This window comes from Mucilaginibacter sp. dw_454 (assembly GCF_018449775.1).
Lineage (GTDB): Bacteria > Bacteroidota > Bacteroidia > Sphingobacteriales > Sphingobacteriaceae > Mucilaginibacter.
In genome coordinates this window covers 131,566-149,512 of the sequence record NZ_JAAVVB010000001.1, presented here as the reverse complement: position 1 = coordinate 149,512, position 17,947 = coordinate 131,566, and the positions used below count along the sequence as shown (strand labels likewise).

Genomic DNA, 17,947 nt, shown 5'->3' with positions numbered 1-17,947 from the left:
AATGGACTTACAACTCAAAGATAAAATAGCCCTGGTTACCGGATCGACCGCTGGCATAGGCTATGCCATAGCCAAGCATTTGGCCCAGGAAGGCGCAAAAGTTATTGTTAACGGACGCACCCAACAACGTGTGGATGATGCTGTAAAAAGCATTATTGAAGCCACGGGCAATAAAGACGTAACCGGGGTGATCGCCGATTTTGCTGACAAGGGCCAGATAGCCGCATTGATTGCAAAGGTGCCCGAGGTAGATATACTGATCAATAACGTAGCGATATTTGAGCCTAAAGCATTTGCTGATATCAGCGATGAGGATTGGTTTAGGTTTTATGAGATCAATGTATTGAGCGGTATCAGGTTGTCGCGCGTTTATTTTGATAAAATGCTGAAAAAGAATTGGGGCCGGATTATCTTTATTTCCAGCGAATCTGCCGTGCAGATCCCGGAAGAGATGATTCATTACGGCATGACCAAGACCGCACAAATAGCCATTGCTCGTGGTTTAGCAGAGCTGACTAAAGGCACTAATGTAACGGTAAACTCGGTACTACCGGGTCCTACCCTTTCTGAAGGCGTCGGTAGTTTCATAGAAAACCTGGCGAAGGATCAGAACAAAACCGTTGAGCAGATTGAGGTTGATTTCTTTAAAACCATGCGCCCAACGTCTATCATTCAACGCTTTTTAACTACGGATGAGGTGGCTAATATGGTTACGTATTTATCTAGTCCGCTTGCGGCGGCTACCAATGGTGCTGCTATCCGTGCAGAGGGTGGTTTATTGAAGGGGGCATTTTAGCAACTTACTTTCCGCCACGTCATCGTGAACGAGGAACGAGTGTGACGATCTCCGGTTAAGCGATTTATCCGGAGATTGCCACGCTACGCTCGCAATGACGCGGCGTTTAGAATTTCTTAATATCCCGCAAACACCTCATCCTTAAAGCACCAGATCCATTGCTCGCCGGGTTCGGCAGATATGATCACCGGGTGATCTGTGGCATGGAAATGCTTGGTCATATGCGTATTGGGTGAGCTGTCGCAGCATAGCGTTACGCCGCAGGTTTGGCAGGTACGCAGATGCACCCACTGCCCGCCATGTTTTATGCATTCTTCGCAAACATATTCCTTTGCTTGTTTAAGCTCGGTTAGTTTATCTATGTGCTTACAGGTGTCTGCCATATTTATAAAATATTAAGTGGATTATTACGGACATGGGCGATCTTGGCTTCAAACATTTGGGCCATTTTTGCGGCGCGCCATTTGGCTTCTTCGGCTTTGAGGCCGGTAAAAAGTTCGTCGACGGTTTGGTTAAATAACGCCAGCCAGGTTTCAAAATGCTTGTGTTCTACCGGCAGTTTCGCATGTGGCGGAAAAGGACTGCCCAGGTAAGTATATTCGTCCAGCAAAACAGTTTGCCAAAACCGATACATCTTTTCCAGATGCTGCGGCCAGTTGTTTTCTATGCGTTGGTTAAATATTGGGGCCAACAGATCATTATTTTGAATGCGGCCGTAAAAGGTATCCACCAACAATTTAATATCGTCTAATGTCAGTATTTCTGCCGGCATATCAGAGTGATGTTTCGGTACTGTTATTGTGCCGGACGGCAGTCATATGTATAGTAAAGGTAGTGCCTTCTTTCTCGGTACTTACAACTTCAATACTACCTCCATGTTTCTCAACAATTTGTTTAACAATGCTCAGGCCCAATCCTACCGACTCTTCACCACGAACGCCCTGGCGGCTGGCCCTCGAGAATCGGTCAAATATATAAGGGAGTAATCTTTCAGGGATACCCATCCCAAAGTCCTTAATATCGATAAATATATGTCCCTCATCATTCACCCGCAGCCTTATTTCCACATGGTCGCTATCGCCAGAGAACTTTACCGCGTTGCTGATCAGGTTATCCATTACGCGCTGCATCTTCTCTAAGTTAATATGCGTGTAGATGGGCTTGCTGGTACCGTAATATAGAATATTGGTATGGCCGGTTTTGTTCTTGGCCCACTCGTCGACAATGCGTAGCAGGTACTGATTAAGCTCAACCTCTTCAATATCGAACGAGCTATTTTTATCATTATGAGCGGTCTCGATCAGGTCATTAATTATCGCAGTGGCCTTATCGCATGACGCTTTGATCATTTGCACATTTTCCTGATTATCAGCGTTGATAGAACGGTCGTCCTCCATCATACTGGCCAGCACCCGGATGGCAGTTAAAGGGTTGCGCAGGTCATGCGCCACTATACCCAGTATTTCATTTTTTAGCCGGCTGGCGGTTTCTATCTCCTGGTTTTTTTCTTCGATGGCTTTTAATTTGAGATAATTATCGGCCCGGTAAGAGAAAGAGAATCTGGAAATGCAATAAAATACAACCAGTACTATTAATGAGCCAAGGTTATTCATCAAAATTTCGCCGGTACCCACCTGGTAATAAGGCAATAGACAATTAAAACAAATAGCTGCCGCTATAGTCAGTAAAATAGTTTCATAAAACTCGAAGGTGAAGAAAAAACCGGCCGTAACTACTCCTATTAAATACATTAACAGGGTGTTACGCGGGTTGTGCATAGCAAAAAAAGTAGCCCGCATACCCGAGAAAATGACAAACAAGGCAAACAGCAAAACAAACATCTGACTTAACACCAATTTGCTTTTACCACGTTCATACTGCTGTATCAATAAACTGCTTAACACACAAAATATTGGGTTAACAATAGACGCCACGATGTTGGCATTATTAAACTCGTCGTAATGTTTAATATTTTGTATAGGAACGTCATAAGCCATGACAATAAGCCGTAAAGAAATATTCAACAAGAGACAAATCAGACTAATGATCCTAACTGTTTTTAGGTTCTGCAGGGTACTGTAATTGCTAAAAACAGTGCGATAATCGGAGTTGATCCTGGTGAAAAAATGAACTCTCATTTTAATTATTTGGCCTAGCTAATATAGTCATTAATGTATATACATGTTCAATCATGTATTAAAATGCTTCGCCCACATCAATAAACAAACCTCTTGATCCCTGGGTGCCAAAACCATAGTCTACCGTAATGTTGGTTTTTGACACTTTATTGAGCTTTATGCGTAAACCCGGGCCAAAACCCGGTTGTATGGCCTGCAGCTTAGTACCCTGCGCTGCCGAAAAAGATTCGGCATTGGCAAACATTACCCCGCCTATCAACCCGTTGCCGGTTATCCTGAACCGATATTCGGCCTCGCCGTAAAACATCTGCGCGCCGCGAAAGCGGCCTTGGATATATCCCCTGCCGGTGGCCGAGTTCGAATCCCAGGAAACACTGGGCAAATCCAGATAACCCGGCGACCCGTTTAAGATCACCCAGTCAAAGTTCCATAACGCTAAAACGTTATCAGAATTTGCCGGAAATTTAAAGTATTTACGTACATCAACCATTAAAGATCGCCAGTTACTGCTACTACCCAGCGCCCTGGCCGCATCGCGATATTGTAGCGACGCAAAAGCACCACGCGAGGCATTGATGGCATTATCTCTCGAATCAAATAAAGTACTGAAGTTAAATCCCGACGCTATGGATCGTGATGATTTGCCATACGTCGAATAGTCGGAAACCGTATTGTTTAAATTCCCCTTGTCGGTAATGTCAAAATGATCATCGAACATGTAGCCTATTCCCGCGTAAAAATCGCCGGTGATGCGTCGGTAAGCGGTTTCATAAAACCGTATAAACTTATAGTCCATCGGGTCCTCGTTAGCCATGTTGGAGCTACTGCCCAGTCCGAACGTGCTTTGGGGGTATTTGTAAAACCTAAAATCGCCGATAAAATTGTATCTATTATCGCGGCTCCAGATGCTGGTTTGCATCGGTATGCTAAACTGTTTATTTTGTGTGTACGATGTACTTGCTACGATGGTGGATACCCGTGAATCAGACCCGGTACGGAAAGCTATATTACCTGAAAGCACGAGCGCAAGTTTCGACACCAACGTATACCCTATTGCCGGAACGACAGATACAACAGGCTTTGAAGTAACCGTATCGTCTGCGGGTTTGGCATTTTTATCAAGCAGTTTGCTTATTACGCCATAAAGATCTGTTTGGGGTTTACCCTTTTTTGAAAGTATGGTTGTATCTAGCCTGGGCTTTTTTGCTGCAGTATCGGCATGTATTTTGGCGATGGGAATTTCGCGGCCACGCTGTGCAAACACCTGTCCACTAGTTAGTAGCAACCATAAAATACAGAAGGTGGTTAATAGCCTCATTTAATTAGCGCCATCTTTAGGGCAGATGGCGTGTGTGCGGCTAAATTAAATTATTTTAGCCATACTCTACCAAAATAATAGCATAACATTTTCAGATATATTATAATGCAAACCCATTAATTTATTTACTTTGCCGATCTTAAATTATTACGATCTGAAATGACTTATTGCCTCGGAATAAAGGTTAAAGAGGGCCTGCTGGCTATTGCCGATACACGTATCACCTCAGGAACTGATACTACTGTAAAAAAGAAAATCTCTATAGAACAAAAAGACGGGTTTTCGCTTTTTATCATGACCAGCGGTTTACGCTCAACGCGCGATAAGGCTATTGTATATTTTAACGAATTACTGGAGACAACCGAATACAACAAATTGTATAAAGCCGTGAATGCCTTTGGCGAGCAGGTTAAGAGAGTAGTTGCCGAGGATAAAGCTTCTTTAGAGAAGGCAGGTTTTAACTTTGATTTACACTCCATTATTGGCGGGCAGTTAAAAGATGATGACGAACATAAGCTGTTCTTACTCTATCCCGAAGGCAACTGGGTTGAATTGGGACAGGGTGCGCCGTTCATTATCATTGGTAACTCAGGCCATGGCAAGCCTATACTGAACCGTACGCTTACCGAAGATTCGAGCCTGAGGCTGGCATTAAAGGTTGGCTTTTTATCGTTCGACTCGACGCGGGTGAGCTCAAACAATGTGGATTTCCCTATTGATGTGGCGATCTACAAAAAAGACAGTTTTAATATTGTACAACAGCGATACGAAAAGAAAGATTTAGAGAGTATATCGACCCAGTGGGCCGAAGAATTGAAAGCAGCATTAGAACACGTATCTGAAGATTGGATGGACGTGGCATTTGATAAACTAAAATAAAATATCACCCCTATGAAATTCAATGTATTCACCGAAATGGAATATCAAGTGAGGTCGGCGAGTACGTTGATTTTGAATATTAATGCTTTGCGCACACAGCACCAAACCGTGTTGAGCGAAGAATTTATTATTGATCCCTATGTAAAAACCGAAGAACTGCCGTCAATCGCGGGCGATAACCGCCTGATCAGGTTTGAGGTGCCCGACTTCAGAAAAATAAAAGTGACGTACAAAGCCACGGTTGACAATTGCTATAAGCTGGTTAACTATGAAGGCGAGTACGAAACCCCGGTAGCGCAATTTGACCATACTATTATCCCCTACTTGTACCCAAGCCGGTATTGTCAGTCGGACAAATTGTACAGACTGGCGCACAACATGTTTGGGCATATTGTAAATCCGTTTACCAAAGTGATTGCTCTTACCGACTGGATCTACCGTAATGTTGAATATTTAAGCGGATCGACCAATTCTGAAACTTCTGCTTTTGACACCGTTACAGAACAACAAGGCGTATGCCGCGATTTTGCGCATTTGGGCATCGCGTTATGCCGGGCACTGACTATTCCTGCGCGATATTTTACCGGTTATGCCTATCAACTAACTCCGCCAGATTTTCATGCCTGTTTTGAGGCCTATTTAAACGGCGAATGGATTTTGTTTGATGCCACTAAACTGATGCCCCTAAACGGCATGGTTAAAATAGCTACCGGCCGCGACGCCGCCGATACCGCCATCGCCAACATTTTCGGCGAGGCTGATTTTACCTCGATGGTTGTAAGCTGCGAATTGGCCGATGAGGGTTTTGAACCACTGTTGTATGGGCATTTGGATTATACAGGGATATCGTACCTCTGATGTGCAGATATGCAGATGCGTGGATGTGCAGATGCTGATTTTTAATTGATTGTCATTTCGAACGAGGAACGAGGGAGAAATCTATACACGTGCTTATTACCTAACTTGTGTATAGATTTCTCCCTTTGGTCGAAATGACAAATTTATTTTAATCATTTGCATATTTGCACATCCGCACATTTGCACATCTACTATGCCGGTTTCACCGGGCTGCCAATCCAATCCGTCCCTGGCGATAGCCGTTCACCCTTCATCACTAGCGATAATGATTCAACTTTTGTATCATCGCCAAGCTCACTATCATACAAAATGATAGTACCGGCACCAATGGTGCTGCGTGCGCCAATTTTTACGGTGCCTACTTTCATTACTCTATCTTCAAATAAATGGGTCTGCGGGCCGCAATCCAGGTTCAGGGCAGCATCGTCGCAAATGGTCACCATATCAAATTCGGTAATATCGGTGGTGTTCATCCATACGCGTTTGCCAATTTTAACACCCATTAAGCGTAAAACACCAGGCAACCATGGGGTGCCTTGTAATTGATCTAACAAAAACGGAATGGCCAATGCTTCATAGGTTGATGTAATAGCCTCGCTTCTCCACACGGCCCAGCTCCACATGGGTTTTTGCTGCGCTTTGTATCGGCCCACAAGCACCCACTTTAATACCAGTGGCACTAAAAATGAAGGTATCCCCATAAAAAATAGATAATAGAACGGGAACAGCAGAATGATCTTCCACAGCGGGTCATCAACCAACAGGTCATGCGCGTAGGCGATGAAAAAGATCGAGAAACAAATAATGGCGCTTTCGGGCAAAATAATGCGGATAAACTCTACAAAGCCGCGTGCCGTTCTACGGTAGATATTTGGGGTGATGGTCAGCTCATCGCCAAAAGGTGTGCTCTCCTGTCTGCGTGGCAACGGTATAGCCGGCGAACCGAACCAGTCTCGCGCGGTTGTTTCCTGTTGTTGTTTTTCGTCGGGCGGGGTTGATAGTACGCCAATTAGCATATCGCTGTTAAGATGATAGCCCTGCGGTATCAAGGCACTATTACCCACAAAGCTTTTATTGCCGATAGTGGTCATGCTCAATATCAATTGCTGTGCGCGGATATCAGATTCGCCTAATGTCACCGCATCGGCCACGAAAGCACCATCGCCTATTTCTAACAGCGGATGCGTAACACTGCTTGCTGTCGAGATCTCCGTGTTCTTACCAATCTTAGCGCCCAGCATCCTGAAATAACCGGCTACATAAACGGTAGCATAAATAGGATGCATTACAATCAGGCTTAATGACATGAGCTGATCTGAGAACCACTTGCGCACATAAAACATACTGTATACCGAATATTTGCCCGGTTTAATATCATACTGCAACAATCGCGTTAGCAATACGGTTTCCAGCATAAACAATGCTAAATACAGAATAGCCAGCATTGGCACGTGGATCATGTAATTAAAGTTGTAGTCGGGCGCATTGTTGTCCATCCGGTTAATGGTGATGATGGTTGGCAACAGCGGCGCCAGGATGATGAACGGAAAAATCATCATACACAAAATAAATATCAGCTTGTATTTGCGGCGGGTAAAGGTTGATACCGGTTCTGGGTGCGGAAGATCTGCAATCTGTTTCGTCTCCTTTAAAACTGCCGGACTTCCTTGCCATACCTCGCCCTCCTGGATAATTTTACCGGCTGATAATGAACTAAGATCCTGCAATTCGCCCCAGGCCCGGACATGTGCGTCGCCGGATATATTAGCACTGCTTCCGATGTAAGCATGATCGCCAATATGAATGCGGCGCAGTTTAAGCATCCCATTTTCTACAATAGCGTTATTCAGGTTAGTTTGCGAACTTACACTTACGTCGCTGCCTATGGTTATCAAATCTTCGGCACCAAACCTAAAATCGCTCATCTGTGCATCGGGCGCTATTTTCATACCCAGCCAACGCAGGTACAGCGGATATAAAGGCGTACCATTTAAAAACTGGGCTGGCAACAAGCGCTGCATGGCCTTGACAAACCACCATCTGAAATAATAGCTCCCCCAAAGCGGGTAATCGCCTTCTTTCATTTTGCCTATAACCAACCATTTGGCGCCGATAGATAAAAGCGTAAATATCGGTGGAATGAAAGAGAATAAAACCAATGAAGTGATGATAGAATAAGCCACATTATCCCACCGCTGGTCTACATAGTAGTAACCCAAATAAGGAATAAAAATCTGGAAGGCAAACAACCCGTAAATGAACAATAAAGCCACTGTTTGTGCCGACCAGCATGCCATATATCTTAATAACGGCGGTTTATTATAAGCCTTTTTAGGTTTAGCTTTAACCTCTGGCTGCGCTTCCCACACAGAAATTAGTTTGCTTAACGGGCGATTTAAATAAATATCTTTCAAAGAAGCGCCCGGTAAATTAGCATCCCTGCGTAATTGGGACACAAAGCCCGCTGCGAGTAAAGAATGCCCACCCAGGTCATCGAAAAAGTCCATATCCGGTGTAATATCCTTATTAGGGAAAACACCGCGCAGAACGGCCAAAATACGCTCAGAGGCCGGCGCATTTAAATCTATAGCGCTAGCGGAGCTAATGGCAGAAAACGATTCCGGCACAGGCAACGCTTTACGGTTTATCTTTCCGCTGGGCATGCGCGGCATCTCGTCAACCTTTACAATGGTGCCGGGCACCATGTAAGAGGGCAGCGTTTTAGCCAGTTCTAGCCTGAACAGGTTCTCTTCTATCTCTTTACCATCGGTAACTACGTAGCCCACCAGTTGATCTTGCCCGCTCCCATCTTTTTTCACAGCTACCACAGCAGATACAACGCCGGTTATAGCATTCAGCCGAACTTCGATCTCGCCCAATTCAATGCGAAAACCGCGCAGTTTGATCTGGTCGTCAAAGCGGCCACGCAGATCTACCGTGCCATCGGCATTAATTACTGCGGCATCACCGGTTCTATAAACCATTTTACCCGGCAAAGCATTTAGCGAAGCCGGCTTGGGTACAAATTTTTGCTGAGTCAACAATGGCAGCTTTACATAGCCAGAAGCTACGCCGGGGCCTGTGATAACCAGTTCGCCTTCTTCGCCAACAGGTACTAAATTCAAATTGTCATCAACCACAGCCAGGTTATAATTAGGTAGCGGATCGCCAATGGCAATTTTATCGCCGCTTTTTAATGCAGCGATGGTTGCGGTAACCGTTGTTTCTGTAGGACCATAGCTATTATAAAAATCAATGCCCGGTCGCGACCATTTAGCCAGTACCTGCGGTGTGCAGGCCTCGCCACCGGCATTGACCAATCGTAATGATTCCTGGCTATCCTCCATCACAGCTAATAAGCTTGGCACGGCATGCAATATGGTTATCTTTTCATGGCGGATAACGTCGCCCAGCTCATCAATAGCTTTAGACGTGGTATTGTCTGACACCCAAATTGTCGCGCCTGCGAAGTAGCTGATCCAGGTTTCCTCGCACCACATGTCAAACGACACCGAGAAGCCCTGGTATACTTTATCGCTCTCGCGGATTTTAAAGATAGATTGTTCCGACCGTACCAAATGGCAGATCTGTTTCTGGCTGATGGGGATACCCTTTGGCTTCCCTGTACTGCCCGAAGTATATAATACGTAGGCAACATCATCAGGCAGCGGGCCTTTTGATAGTTTGATGTGCTGACCCTCTGGCGGCATTGGCGGCACCAATAATCGCGGGCAGGGCGAGTTTAATTTTTGAAGGCTGAAAATCCCGTTAGCGCCAACCTCATCCAAAATCAGTTCGACACGTTCGGCAGGGATCTCCCGGTCTACCGGTACATAGGTAGCGCCGCTTTTTACGATACCCAAAATAGCTACATGCAATTCTAATCCGCGCTGCCACCAAACCCCTACTTTGCTGCCGCGCGCTATGCCTTTTTTGTTCAGATATTCGGCAACGGCATTGCTCCAGCGGTCCAATTCGGCGTAGGTAAGCGATTGGTCGTGGAATATAACGGCGGTTTTATCCGTATAGTCAACCGCCGACTGTGAAAACAGATTGGCCAAAGTTTCTTCGCGAATAAGGTCCGGTCGGTCGGCTCCGAGTATAATACTCAGTGAATTCATATAAAATATATAGTTACTTTAGAGGGGTCTGTTTATAATTTTGGTTACGCGTAATAACAGTTGTTATTGCAGGCATTGTTTGGTGAATGTGATAAAATAATTGGGCTATGGTTTAGTCTATTGTAAATGAAACAATAATATTACAAATGATAGTTTGCTACCATACGCAAATAACCAAAAACTGGACTGATGATGATCTGCATCATAAACTGGCGCTATTGCCACAGACATTGCAAGATAAGATCATAAGTAAGCGACAGCCGTTGGATGTACAATTATCGGTAACAGGTATTTTGTTATTGTTAAGGCTGATTGATCATTTTAAACTTGATTTAAAATTGGATGGTTTGCAATATGATGAATACCAGCGCCCCTATTTTAATGGCGACTTTGATTTTAATATCTCGCACTCCGGCAACAGGGTGATTTGCTGTGGCGCCACTACGGGTAAGGTTGGTATCGATATAGAACAAATAAGCACGATCAACATCAATTACGATGACTATTTCACTATTGCCGAACAACAAAACATCCGCGCAGCGAAAAATACAAATAACGAGGTTTTTAAATATTGGACACGTAAGGAAGCTGTACTAAAAGCTGCCGGCACCGGTATTTTTACACCTTTATTAGATATTGATGTATCTGTCCATAAAGTAGTTTTTCAAGATCGGGTTTATCATCTCTTGCCTATTGATATCGATGCGGATTTTGCCGGATGTATAGCTTGTTCTGTATTGCAGGAAGTTGTTTTGAAAGAGCTGGACGTTTAAACATGAAAGTTCGGCATCACCGGGCTTTCATGTTATCTTTTACATGGTAAAATTAATTGGTACCGTGTAAGATATCCTTGCTGCTTTGCCGAAAGCGTAGCCTGGCACCCACTTTGGAGATGCATTAAGCACCCGCACAGCTTCTTTAGACATCAAAACATCCGGGCTATCGGCAATCGTAATTTCCGACAAAGTACCGTCAGGCAAGATCACAAACCTGGCTATTAATCTGCCCCGCGTTCCCGTAAAACTTGATACACCCGGATAACGGATATTTGTGCCCAGGTATTTACCAAATTCGCCCAGTCCGCCGGGATATTGTGGTTGGATATTGCGCTCAGTATAGGTGTAAGTCTTATCTTCATAAAGGTGCAGCGCCTTGCCTGATTCCAGTTTGCCATTTTCGTAAACCTCTGTGAAAGTGATATGGTGATCTTTATCACCGTTGTCGCCTTTCCACTCGCCTTCTTTTAGTCCATTTTTAATACTTCCCTCGTCGTATACGTGCGAGAACTTATCCGAATAAGCGATGTAATGGCCCTCGCCGTTGGTAGCCAACATTGCGCCGGTGCTATCGCGGCAGTCTAACATCAGTTCGCTAATGCCGTTTACTCTCTCATCATCGGCCAGGTACTTTTTGTGTACATACAATTTACCATTGGGATAGTACTCATAAGAGTCGCCCAACTTGCGCGCGTTTTTATAATTAGACATTTCCTGTTTTTTACCCGACGGATAAAAGCTCTGCACCTGCCCGTCAAATTGCATTTTATCGGCCGCCCAACTTTTACCAACCAACTTTCGGGTTTTGTCTTTATAATATTCGGTGATATTAAATAGTTTAGAGCCGGAGTCGGGTGGCAGCACCACACGAACAAAGTCGGCGCTGTCAAGGCGGTTAACCTGTCGGCCGTTGTTTTTAAAGAAAAAGGTCTGATTAGCGGTTTGGGCAAACGATTGGCTCGTAATTACCAAAAAAAAACAGAACTGTAATTCCAATAGGTTTCATTAGTGATAAGGTATATAAGGCTATGTTTTTAATTGTTTAATTGAATGACATCAACTATCACAAACGGAAATTAACCGCAACTTCATTTGTTACTTTCATTGGTTTGCCGAAAGCATAACCCGGTTTCCATTTAGGCGAAGATTTTAAAACTTTTGTCGCTGCTTCAGAAAACAAATAATGCGGGCTATGAATGATGTTAAAATCTGACAGGGAGCCATCAGGCAATACTGAAAACTGAACGATCAATTGAGCCTGGGTTCTGTTTGCCCTCATTACAGCCGGGTAAACCACATTATTATCAATATACCTGTTAAATGCTGTCTCACCCCCCGGGTATTCGGCCTCCTGATAACGTGAAGTATAGTCGTAGGTTTTGCCCTCGGCAGCATATACAGCTTTGCCAGATTTTAAAACGCCATTATTGTATTGTTCGGTAAAGGTTAGATTATTTGTTTTGTCTCCATTAGTGCCTTTCCATTCGCCCTCTTTAAGCCCGGCTTTAACAGGGCCTTCTTCAAACACAAATGCAAAGTTGTTAGCATAAACCCTGTAGATACCTTCGCCGCCCGTTGCAAGAACGGTCCCCGTACTGTCACGACAATCCCAAAGTAATACGTTGTCACCGGTTCCGTTTTTCTTGTCGGCAAGATATTTTTTGTGTGCGTATAATTTACCGTTGGGATAATATTCGTAGTCGTCGCCTACTTTTTCGCCATTGACATAGGTAAGCAACTCATGTTTTTTGCCAGACGGATAAAATGTTTGCACCTGGCCCTCGTAGGCTATATCTGTTCGGTCCTTGCTTTTAGCAATCAGTTTGCGGGTTTTGTCTTTATAATATTGCTGGACATTGAATAAGTTTGAGCCTTCATCTGGAGCCGATACTACTTGTATATAGTCGGCGCTATCCATATCAAAAACCTCGCGGCCGTTAGATCTGTACAGTGTAGTTGCAGAATACTTTTGTGCGAATGAGTTAGTTGCAGCCACGCAAAGTAGCATTGCAATAAAGGTAATAGGTTTCATAATAAAGGTGGTTTATTGTGCTAATATAATAACAAAATAATATAGAATGAAATAAGGATACTGACTTATATGTCATAAAAGCATAGTATGCCATAAAGGGTTGTGACAGTATCTTCTAGCTGTAGGGTAAACAATTTGGCCTGAACGTTAAATGGCGCAGTCTTTGTATTATTGAAGAATAATAACTATTAATATGCCCGAAGGCCCTTCCATAATCATACTTAAAGACAAACTGAAGCCTTTTATAGGCAAGCGGGTAATTAATGCAAACGGCTATGCCAAAGGGTTTGACGCCGACCAACTCATTGGCAAAACGCTAAAGGATATCAGAACATGGGGCAAGCATACGCTCCTGGTATTCCCAAAGTTTACGGTGCGGATACACATGATGTTGTTTGGATCGTACAAGATCAATGAGCCGGTGAAGAAGAATGCTTCACTACACCTGGAGTTTAGCAATGGTTATGTTAACTTCTCCATTAGTGCGGTTAAACTGATTGTGCAGCCGTTGGATGAAGTTTACGATTGGTCGGCGGATATTATGAGTAAGGAGTGGGATACCGCTAAAGCTATCAAACGGCTCAAAGCTAAGCCAAAGACTATGATCTGTGATGCACTGTTAGACCAAAAGATTTTCTCAGGCTCGGGCAATATCATCAAGAATGAGTCGCTTTTTAGGGCGCGATTGCACCCTGAAAGCGTTATTGGCGAGATATCGGACAAGAAGCTGGAAGAACTCATTGTCGAAGTTATCAACTTCACCAAAGACTTCCTCAAATGGCGTAAAGCCGGCATACTCACTAAGCATCTGAACGCTTACGAGAAAGACATTTGCCCGCGTAACCATATCCCCTTTCACCGGGCCGATACCGGCAAAACTAAGCGGCACTCCTACTATTGCGAGAAATGCCAGGAACTGTTTGATTAATGGTGTTTTGTTTCAAGTAGGTGTACAACAGATGAAACAAGTGAAACAGAATTTTCGATTAAATTGTTGATTTTTAGAGTTTTATTAATTTTTAGTGAAACAGAATGAAACAGTATTCATGACTTTTAAGTCATTTTTTGTTTCACGTCTGCAACAAACCGATTATTTCTTAAAAACTTTTAAAAGGCTGTTAAAACAGTTATTTCCGTTTTATTACTATTTCATTACGCTATCTGGACATAAAAGATGGATTGTCCTGGTTTATGGTTATATATGCCTCATGTCTTTCTGAAAAACCGAAGATGACAGGCGAATATTTAACAACTTTTATGGGCCTGCCGAAAGCATAAGCAGGTGTCCATTTTTGCGCTGTTTGTAAAAGCCTTACAGCCTCATTAGAAAACGAAATATCAGGGCTGTCAGTAACCTTACATTCTGAAAGTGTACCATCGGTTAATATTGAAAACTGAACCATCAAACTGCCCGAGATATCGTTAATTCTTGAACTCGCAGGGTATCTGCCATGCTCATTAACGTACTTATCCAAAGCGTGCATGCCGCCCGGGTATTGCGCATCAACATAGCGCGCGGTATACGTGTAAGTTTTATTATCATCAGCATAAACAGAATTTCCGGACTTCAATACACCATCGCTATATTGCTCGGTGAAGCTTATGTTATGCACCTTGTCGCCATTATCGCCCTTCCATTCGCCCTCTCTTAAAGCATTTTTAACGGTGCCTTCCTCAAAAACAAACGAAAAATTATTGCCATAAACCCGCCATTTACCTTCACCAGCCGCGGCTAATACCTCGCCGGTGCTATCGCGGCAATCTAAAAGCTGCTCGCTGTTGCCTTTTTCGTCGGCTATATTTTTTTTGTGGGTATAGATTTTGCCGTTGGGATAATACTCATAACTATCCCCAACTTTAGCACCATCCATGTAAGTAATTAATTCGTGCTTCTTACCTGAGCAATAGAAGGTTCGCACCAGTCCCTCATACATAATTTCTTTGCGGCTTTTACTCTTGCCTTCCAGCTTTGGCGTTTTGTCTTTATAAAACTCTTTGACGTTGAATAGTTTTGAATCCGGATCAGGTTCATAAATAACGCTGATGAAATCGGCACTGTCTAAAGTAAATACTTCCCGGCCGTTGGCTTTTCGTAGCGTAGTGGTATAATATTTTTGCGCTATAGCATTACTAAAAAACAAGCAAAACAGCGCTGCTGTAAGGAGGGAGGGTTTCATCGAATCAATCTAAATTGTGTAAGGGTTATTAATTGCTAATATAGTATAGCGTCGATTAATTGACAACAGATGTTACATAAAAGATGTATGCGGCTAAGTGAAGCATTGTCTGCCGATTGCTGAATTGATTCGTTAGCTTGTCAATCTTTTAGCTTATCGCTTGGTATCGCTCATTCGCCGCTAGGGCTATTACTTTGTCTTGATACAAAGTAATCAAAACTAAGCGTAGCGACCTCATTCACACCTATTAAAAACAAACAATTGTGAATAAACCATAGAAATCAAAAACCTTCCACCCACAGGCCATTGCGCGCCTTTTTTGATCATACCAAATTTGCAGATTCTTCACTAGAAGCAAAACGTCAGACGCAGAGCTTCAGGTGAAAGCGGGTAAAACAATGGTGGCCCTGTGCGGCTGCAGGGGCATAATAGTTTTGCCTGAAGCGACGGCTTGCGCGACAAAAGGGGGCAAAAGTATCCGGCCCCAGGTTTTACTCGCTTTGCAGGGCGAAGGCCTTGAGCGCAAAGAAGCCTTGCGTACGACTTGATTTTTTGGTACTTTTTCATCAAGGAAAAAGGACTAGGCCCTAGCGGCCATGAGCGCTAGACGAGCGATAAGCTAACTGCTCAACAGTGTAGAGATTGCTTCGTTCCTCGCAATGACGTGATGGTGATGAGATCGTCACGCTCGTACCTCGCTCACGATGACGTATTGGGGATATAACTACTCCACCATCCTAACCTTCAAAAAGCTCGAATGCTCTTTAGAGGTATAAATCCTTTCTGTCGCTACTTTAAAATCAGCCTCATTAGCCTTCATAATATTCACAAAAGTTTGCGGGTTACGGTCTATGAGCGGAAACCAGGTGCTTTGTACCTGCACCATAATTTTGTGACCCTTTTTGAAGGTGTGCAGAATATCCTGCAGCTCGAAGTTTACCGGCGTAACTTTGCCTGGCACAAAAGGCTCGGGGTGCTCAAAGCTGTTACGGTATTTGCCGCGGATAGGCTCGCTGCGCACCATTTGCTCATAACCGCCCATCTTTACTCCCGGGCCAGTGAATTTATTGTTCGATGCAGTGTCCGGGTAAACATCCAGTACCTTCACTACAAAGTCGGCATCGGTACCGGTGGTTGATACTTTAAGGTTTGCCCAGATATTGCCTGCTAGAGTTACGTCATCGGTCAGAACGTCGGTCTGGTAACTGATCACGTCCTTTCTATCGGCAAGGAAACGCTGATCGGCAGTCATGTATTCGCGCTGCATGTCCATGGTTTTGCTGCGGTCGGCTATAAAAGGTACCGGGTTGTTGGGGTCAGACACATATTCATCATAACTGTCTTTAGCCGTCGAAGGTGCATCAAAAGACAATTTCCCACCCGGCAAGAAATATAGCTGCTTATCTACCGTATTTTTTGGCGGCCAGGTGGCCGATGTTTTCCATTTGTTATCGCCGGTCTCGAAAGTGTTAACCGGTGCAATGTTTAGCGGCGTACCTTTTAAATAATGACTGAAGAAGTTAAATTCAATATCCTCGCGATAATGCGGACCCTGCGCACCACCAAAGTCCACATCGCCTAAATGGTCGCCCGGTCCGCGCGACCAGCCGCCATGAACCCAGGGGCCCATCGCAAAATAAACAGGAGTCTGTGGGTTTTTAGCTACCAACGTTTTGTAGGTATTGATGGCTCCATATAAATCCTCGGCATCATACCAACCGCCGGTAACCAGCGTAGCAGTTTTAATATCATGCAGATGAGTGAGTACATTACGATCTTTCCAATGCTGATCATAATCCGGGTGGTTGATCATCTCGCTCCAAAGGCGGATAGTATCTTTATAGTACTTGTCGTTCGTATTCTTCATCGGCCCCATCTTCATAAAAAAGTCGTAGCCGTCGTTAGTTTTTGGGTCGAATTGTTTGCCGGGGCGCTGCGTTGGTTTGTCGTCCTGCCTGTTGGTAAAGCCGGGATAAAAACCAAAGTTAGCTACCAAAAAAAACGCGCCATTGTGCCAGCCGTCATCGCGCCATAAATCGGCAATGGGTGCCTGCGGCGATGCAGCAACCAGCGCCGGATGGCGGCTCAGTAAAGCAGTAGTTGTATAAAAGCCGGGATAAGAGATGCCCCATACGCCTACTTTACCATTATTATTGGCAATGTTCTTTAACAGCCAGTCTATAGTATCATAAGTATCGGTACCCTCATCAACGTCCTTATTAGTTTTGTGTACTTCCAGCTCGGGTGTCATCTCCTCATAAATGCCTTCACTCATCCAGCGGCCGCGTACATCCTGGTAAACAAAAATATAACCATCGTGCGTAAAATGGCCTGATGGACCCAAAGCTGCCTTGTAGCCATCGCCATACGGCGCTACGCTATAACAGGTACGATCCATCATAAATGGATAGGCTTTGGATTGGTCATTCGGGATGTAAACCGAAGTAAAGAGCTTTTTACCGTCGCGCATAGGTATCTGGTACTCGTGCTTGGTGTAATTAGCTTTGATATAAGCCGCGTCATTGGCGGGTGCTTGCGCGCAGGCGGTTTGTATGGTGATGATAGAGATGGCTAAAAGAAGGAGTTTTTTCATGTAAAATATAAAGGCCTGAAAATAACTAATTAATAGAAGAAAGTTTATCGGTATAGCTAAAAACCTCGAAATAACTCTCACCACCACGTCATTGCGAGGAACGAAGCAATCTCTACACATGCTAATCAATGGGCAAAATCTGAGTTCAAAAACGAATGGTCAATTATTATTAGGATCTATTTTACTTCTTATTGCTGTTGGCTACCGCCAAAATAAGTCTGCGCTTTTGACTGTTTGTTGTAGAGATTGCTTCGTTCCT

Annotated in this window: 14 protein-coding genes; 5 read left to right on the top strand and 9 right to left on the bottom strand. The window is 44.1% G+C overall.

Annotation, left to right across the window (positions count from 1 at the left end; translation table 11 throughout):
• Position 1: 1 nt before the first annotated feature.
• The gene (locus HB679_RS00700; protein ID WP_214070019.1) at positions 2-796 is read left to right on the top strand and encodes an SDR family oxidoreductase; all 795 of its coding nucleotides are present in this window, start codon (positions 2-4) and stop codon (positions 794-796) included.
• Positions 797-912: 116 nt separating this feature from the next.
• On the opposite strand, the gene HB679_RS00695 is transcribed toward HB679_RS00700, so the two are convergent.
• From HB679_RS00695 to HB679_RS00680, 4 genes are read right to left on the bottom strand one after another with little or no spacing between them, the layout of a single operon-like run.
• Complete coding sequence (locus HB679_RS00695; protein WP_214070018.1) at positions 913-1,179, bottom strand: UBP-type zinc finger domain-containing protein; 267 nt, start codon at positions 1,177-1,179, stop codon at positions 913-915.
• Positions 1,180-1,181: 2 nt separating this feature from the next.
• Entirely contained in the window at positions 1,182-1,568 is a 387-nt protein-coding gene (locus HB679_RS00690; RefSeq protein WP_214070017.1) for a group III truncated hemoglobin, read from the bottom strand.
• 1 nt (position 1,569) lies between these two features.
• Positions 1,570-2,934: a HAMP domain-containing sensor histidine kinase gene (locus HB679_RS00685; protein WP_214070016.1), complete on the bottom strand. Its 1,365-nt coding sequence runs from the start codon at positions 2,932-2,934 to the stop codon at positions 1,570-1,572.
• Positions 2,935-2,992: 58 nt separating this feature from the next.
• A complete protein-coding gene (locus HB679_RS00680; protein ID WP_214070015.1) occupies positions 2,993-4,252 on the bottom strand; it encodes a hypothetical protein in 1,260 nt (419 codons plus the stop codon).
• A 159-nt stretch (positions 4,253-4,411) separates the two neighbouring features.
• Here HB679_RS00680 and HB679_RS00675 point away from each other — a divergent pair, with 159 nt between their 5' ends.
• Together HB679_RS00675 and HB679_RS00670 are read left to right on the top strand one after the other, a co-directional pair.
• Positions 4,412-5,131 carry a peptidase gene (locus HB679_RS00675; protein WP_214070014.1) on the top strand — a complete coding sequence of 240 codons (720 nt, stop codon included), beginning with the start codon at positions 4,412-4,414 and terminating at the stop codon, positions 5,129-5,131.
• A 12-nt stretch (positions 5,132-5,143) separates the two neighbouring features.
• Positions 5,144-5,989: a transglutaminase family protein gene (locus tag HB679_RS00670; RefSeq protein ID WP_214070013.1), complete on the top strand. Its 846-nt coding sequence runs from the start codon at positions 5,144-5,146 to the stop codon at positions 5,987-5,989.
• Positions 5,990-6,180: 191 nt separating this feature from the next.
• On the opposite strand, the gene HB679_RS00665 is transcribed toward HB679_RS00670, so the two are convergent.
• Positions 6,181-10,110 carry a Pls/PosA family non-ribosomal peptide synthetase gene (locus HB679_RS00665; protein WP_214070012.1) on the bottom strand — a complete coding sequence of 1,310 codons (3,930 nt, stop codon included), beginning with the start codon at positions 10,108-10,110 and terminating at the stop codon, positions 6,181-6,183.
• Positions 10,111-10,256: 146 nt separating this feature from the next.
• Between HB679_RS00665 and HB679_RS00660 the strand changes: the two genes are divergently transcribed.
• Positions 10,257-10,883 (top strand): 4'-phosphopantetheinyl transferase superfamily protein, encoded by a 627-nt coding sequence (locus HB679_RS00660; protein WP_214070011.1) that lies wholly within the window; start codon positions 10,257-10,259, stop codon positions 10,881-10,883.
• A gap of 39 nt (positions 10,884-10,922) precedes the next feature.
• Here HB679_RS00660 and HB679_RS00655 read toward each other — a convergent pair whose 3' ends face one another.
• Both HB679_RS00655 and HB679_RS00650 read right to left on the bottom strand, forming a co-directional pair.
• A complete protein-coding gene (locus tag HB679_RS00655) occupies positions 10,923-11,882 on the bottom strand; it encodes an energy transducer TonB (RefSeq protein WP_214070010.1) in 960 nt (319 codons plus the stop codon).
• A 67-nt stretch (positions 11,883-11,949) separates the two neighbouring features.
• Positions 11,950-12,918 (bottom strand): energy transducer TonB, encoded by a 969-nt coding sequence (locus tag HB679_RS00650; RefSeq protein ID WP_214070009.1) that lies wholly within the window; start codon positions 12,916-12,918, stop codon positions 11,950-11,952.
• A gap of 193 nt (positions 12,919-13,111) precedes the next feature.
• Here HB679_RS00650 and HB679_RS00645 point away from each other — a divergent pair, with 193 nt between their 5' ends.
• Positions 13,112-13,846: a DNA-formamidopyrimidine glycosylase family protein gene (locus tag HB679_RS00645; protein WP_214070008.1), complete on the top strand. Its 735-nt coding sequence runs from the start codon at positions 13,112-13,114 to the stop codon at positions 13,844-13,846.
• A gap of 229 nt (positions 13,847-14,075) precedes the next feature.
• Here the strand turns inward: HB679_RS00645 and HB679_RS00640 are convergent, their stop codons facing one another.
• Together HB679_RS00640 and HB679_RS00635 are read right to left on the bottom strand one after the other, a co-directional pair.
• Positions 14,076-15,095: a TonB family protein gene (locus tag HB679_RS00640; RefSeq protein ID WP_214070007.1), complete on the bottom strand. Its 1,020-nt coding sequence runs from the start codon at positions 15,093-15,095 to the stop codon at positions 14,076-14,078.
• Positions 15,096-15,819: 724 nt separating this feature from the next.
• Entirely contained in the window at positions 15,820-17,688 is a 1,869-nt protein-coding gene (locus HB679_RS00635; RefSeq protein WP_214070006.1) for a CocE/NonD family hydrolase, read from the bottom strand.
• Positions 17,689-17,947 lie beyond the last annotated feature (259 nt).

Coding starts and splice junctions, on each gene's coding strand:
- HB679_RS00700 (WP_214070019.1), top strand. CDS start 2: ATGGACTTACAACTCAAAGATAAAATAGCCCTGGTTACCGGATCGACC.
- HB679_RS00695 (WP_214070018.1), bottom strand. CDS start 1,179: ATGGCAGACACCTGTAAGCACATAGATAAACTAACCGAGCTTAAACAA.
- HB679_RS00690 (WP_214070017.1), bottom strand. CDS start 1,568: ATGCCGGCAGAAATACTGACATTAGACGATATTAAATTGTTGGTGGAT.
- HB679_RS00685 (WP_214070016.1), bottom strand. CDS start 2,934: ATGAGAGTTCATTTTTTCACCAGGATCAACTCCGATTATCGCACTGTT.
- HB679_RS00680 (WP_214070015.1), bottom strand. CDS start 4,252: ATGAGGCTATTAACCACCTTCTGTATTTTATGGTTGCTACTAACTAGT.
- HB679_RS00675 (WP_214070014.1), top strand. CDS start 4,412: ATGACTTATTGCCTCGGAATAAAGGTTAAAGAGGGCCTGCTGGCTATT.
- HB679_RS00670 (WP_214070013.1), top strand. CDS start 5,144: ATGAAATTCAATGTATTCACCGAAATGGAATATCAAGTGAGGTCGGCG.
- HB679_RS00665 (WP_214070012.1), bottom strand. CDS start 10,110: ATGAATTCACTGAGTATTATACTCGGAGCCGACCGACCGGACCTTATT.
- HB679_RS00660 (WP_214070011.1), top strand. CDS start 10,257: ATGATAGTTTGCTACCATACGCAAATAACCAAAAACTGGACTGATGAT.
- HB679_RS00650 (WP_214070009.1), bottom strand. CDS start 12,918: ATGAAACCTATTACCTTTATTGCAATGCTACTTTGCGTGGCTGCAACT.
- HB679_RS00645 (WP_214070008.1), top strand. CDS start 13,112: ATGCCCGAAGGCCCTTCCATAATCATACTTAAAGACAAACTGAAGCCT.
- HB679_RS00640 (WP_214070007.1), bottom strand. CDS start 15,095: ATGAAACCCTCCCTCCTTACAGCAGCGCTGTTTTGCTTGTTTTTTAGT.
- HB679_RS00635 (WP_214070006.1), bottom strand. CDS start 17,688: ATGAAAAAACTCCTTCTTTTAGCCATCTCTATCATCACCATACAAACC.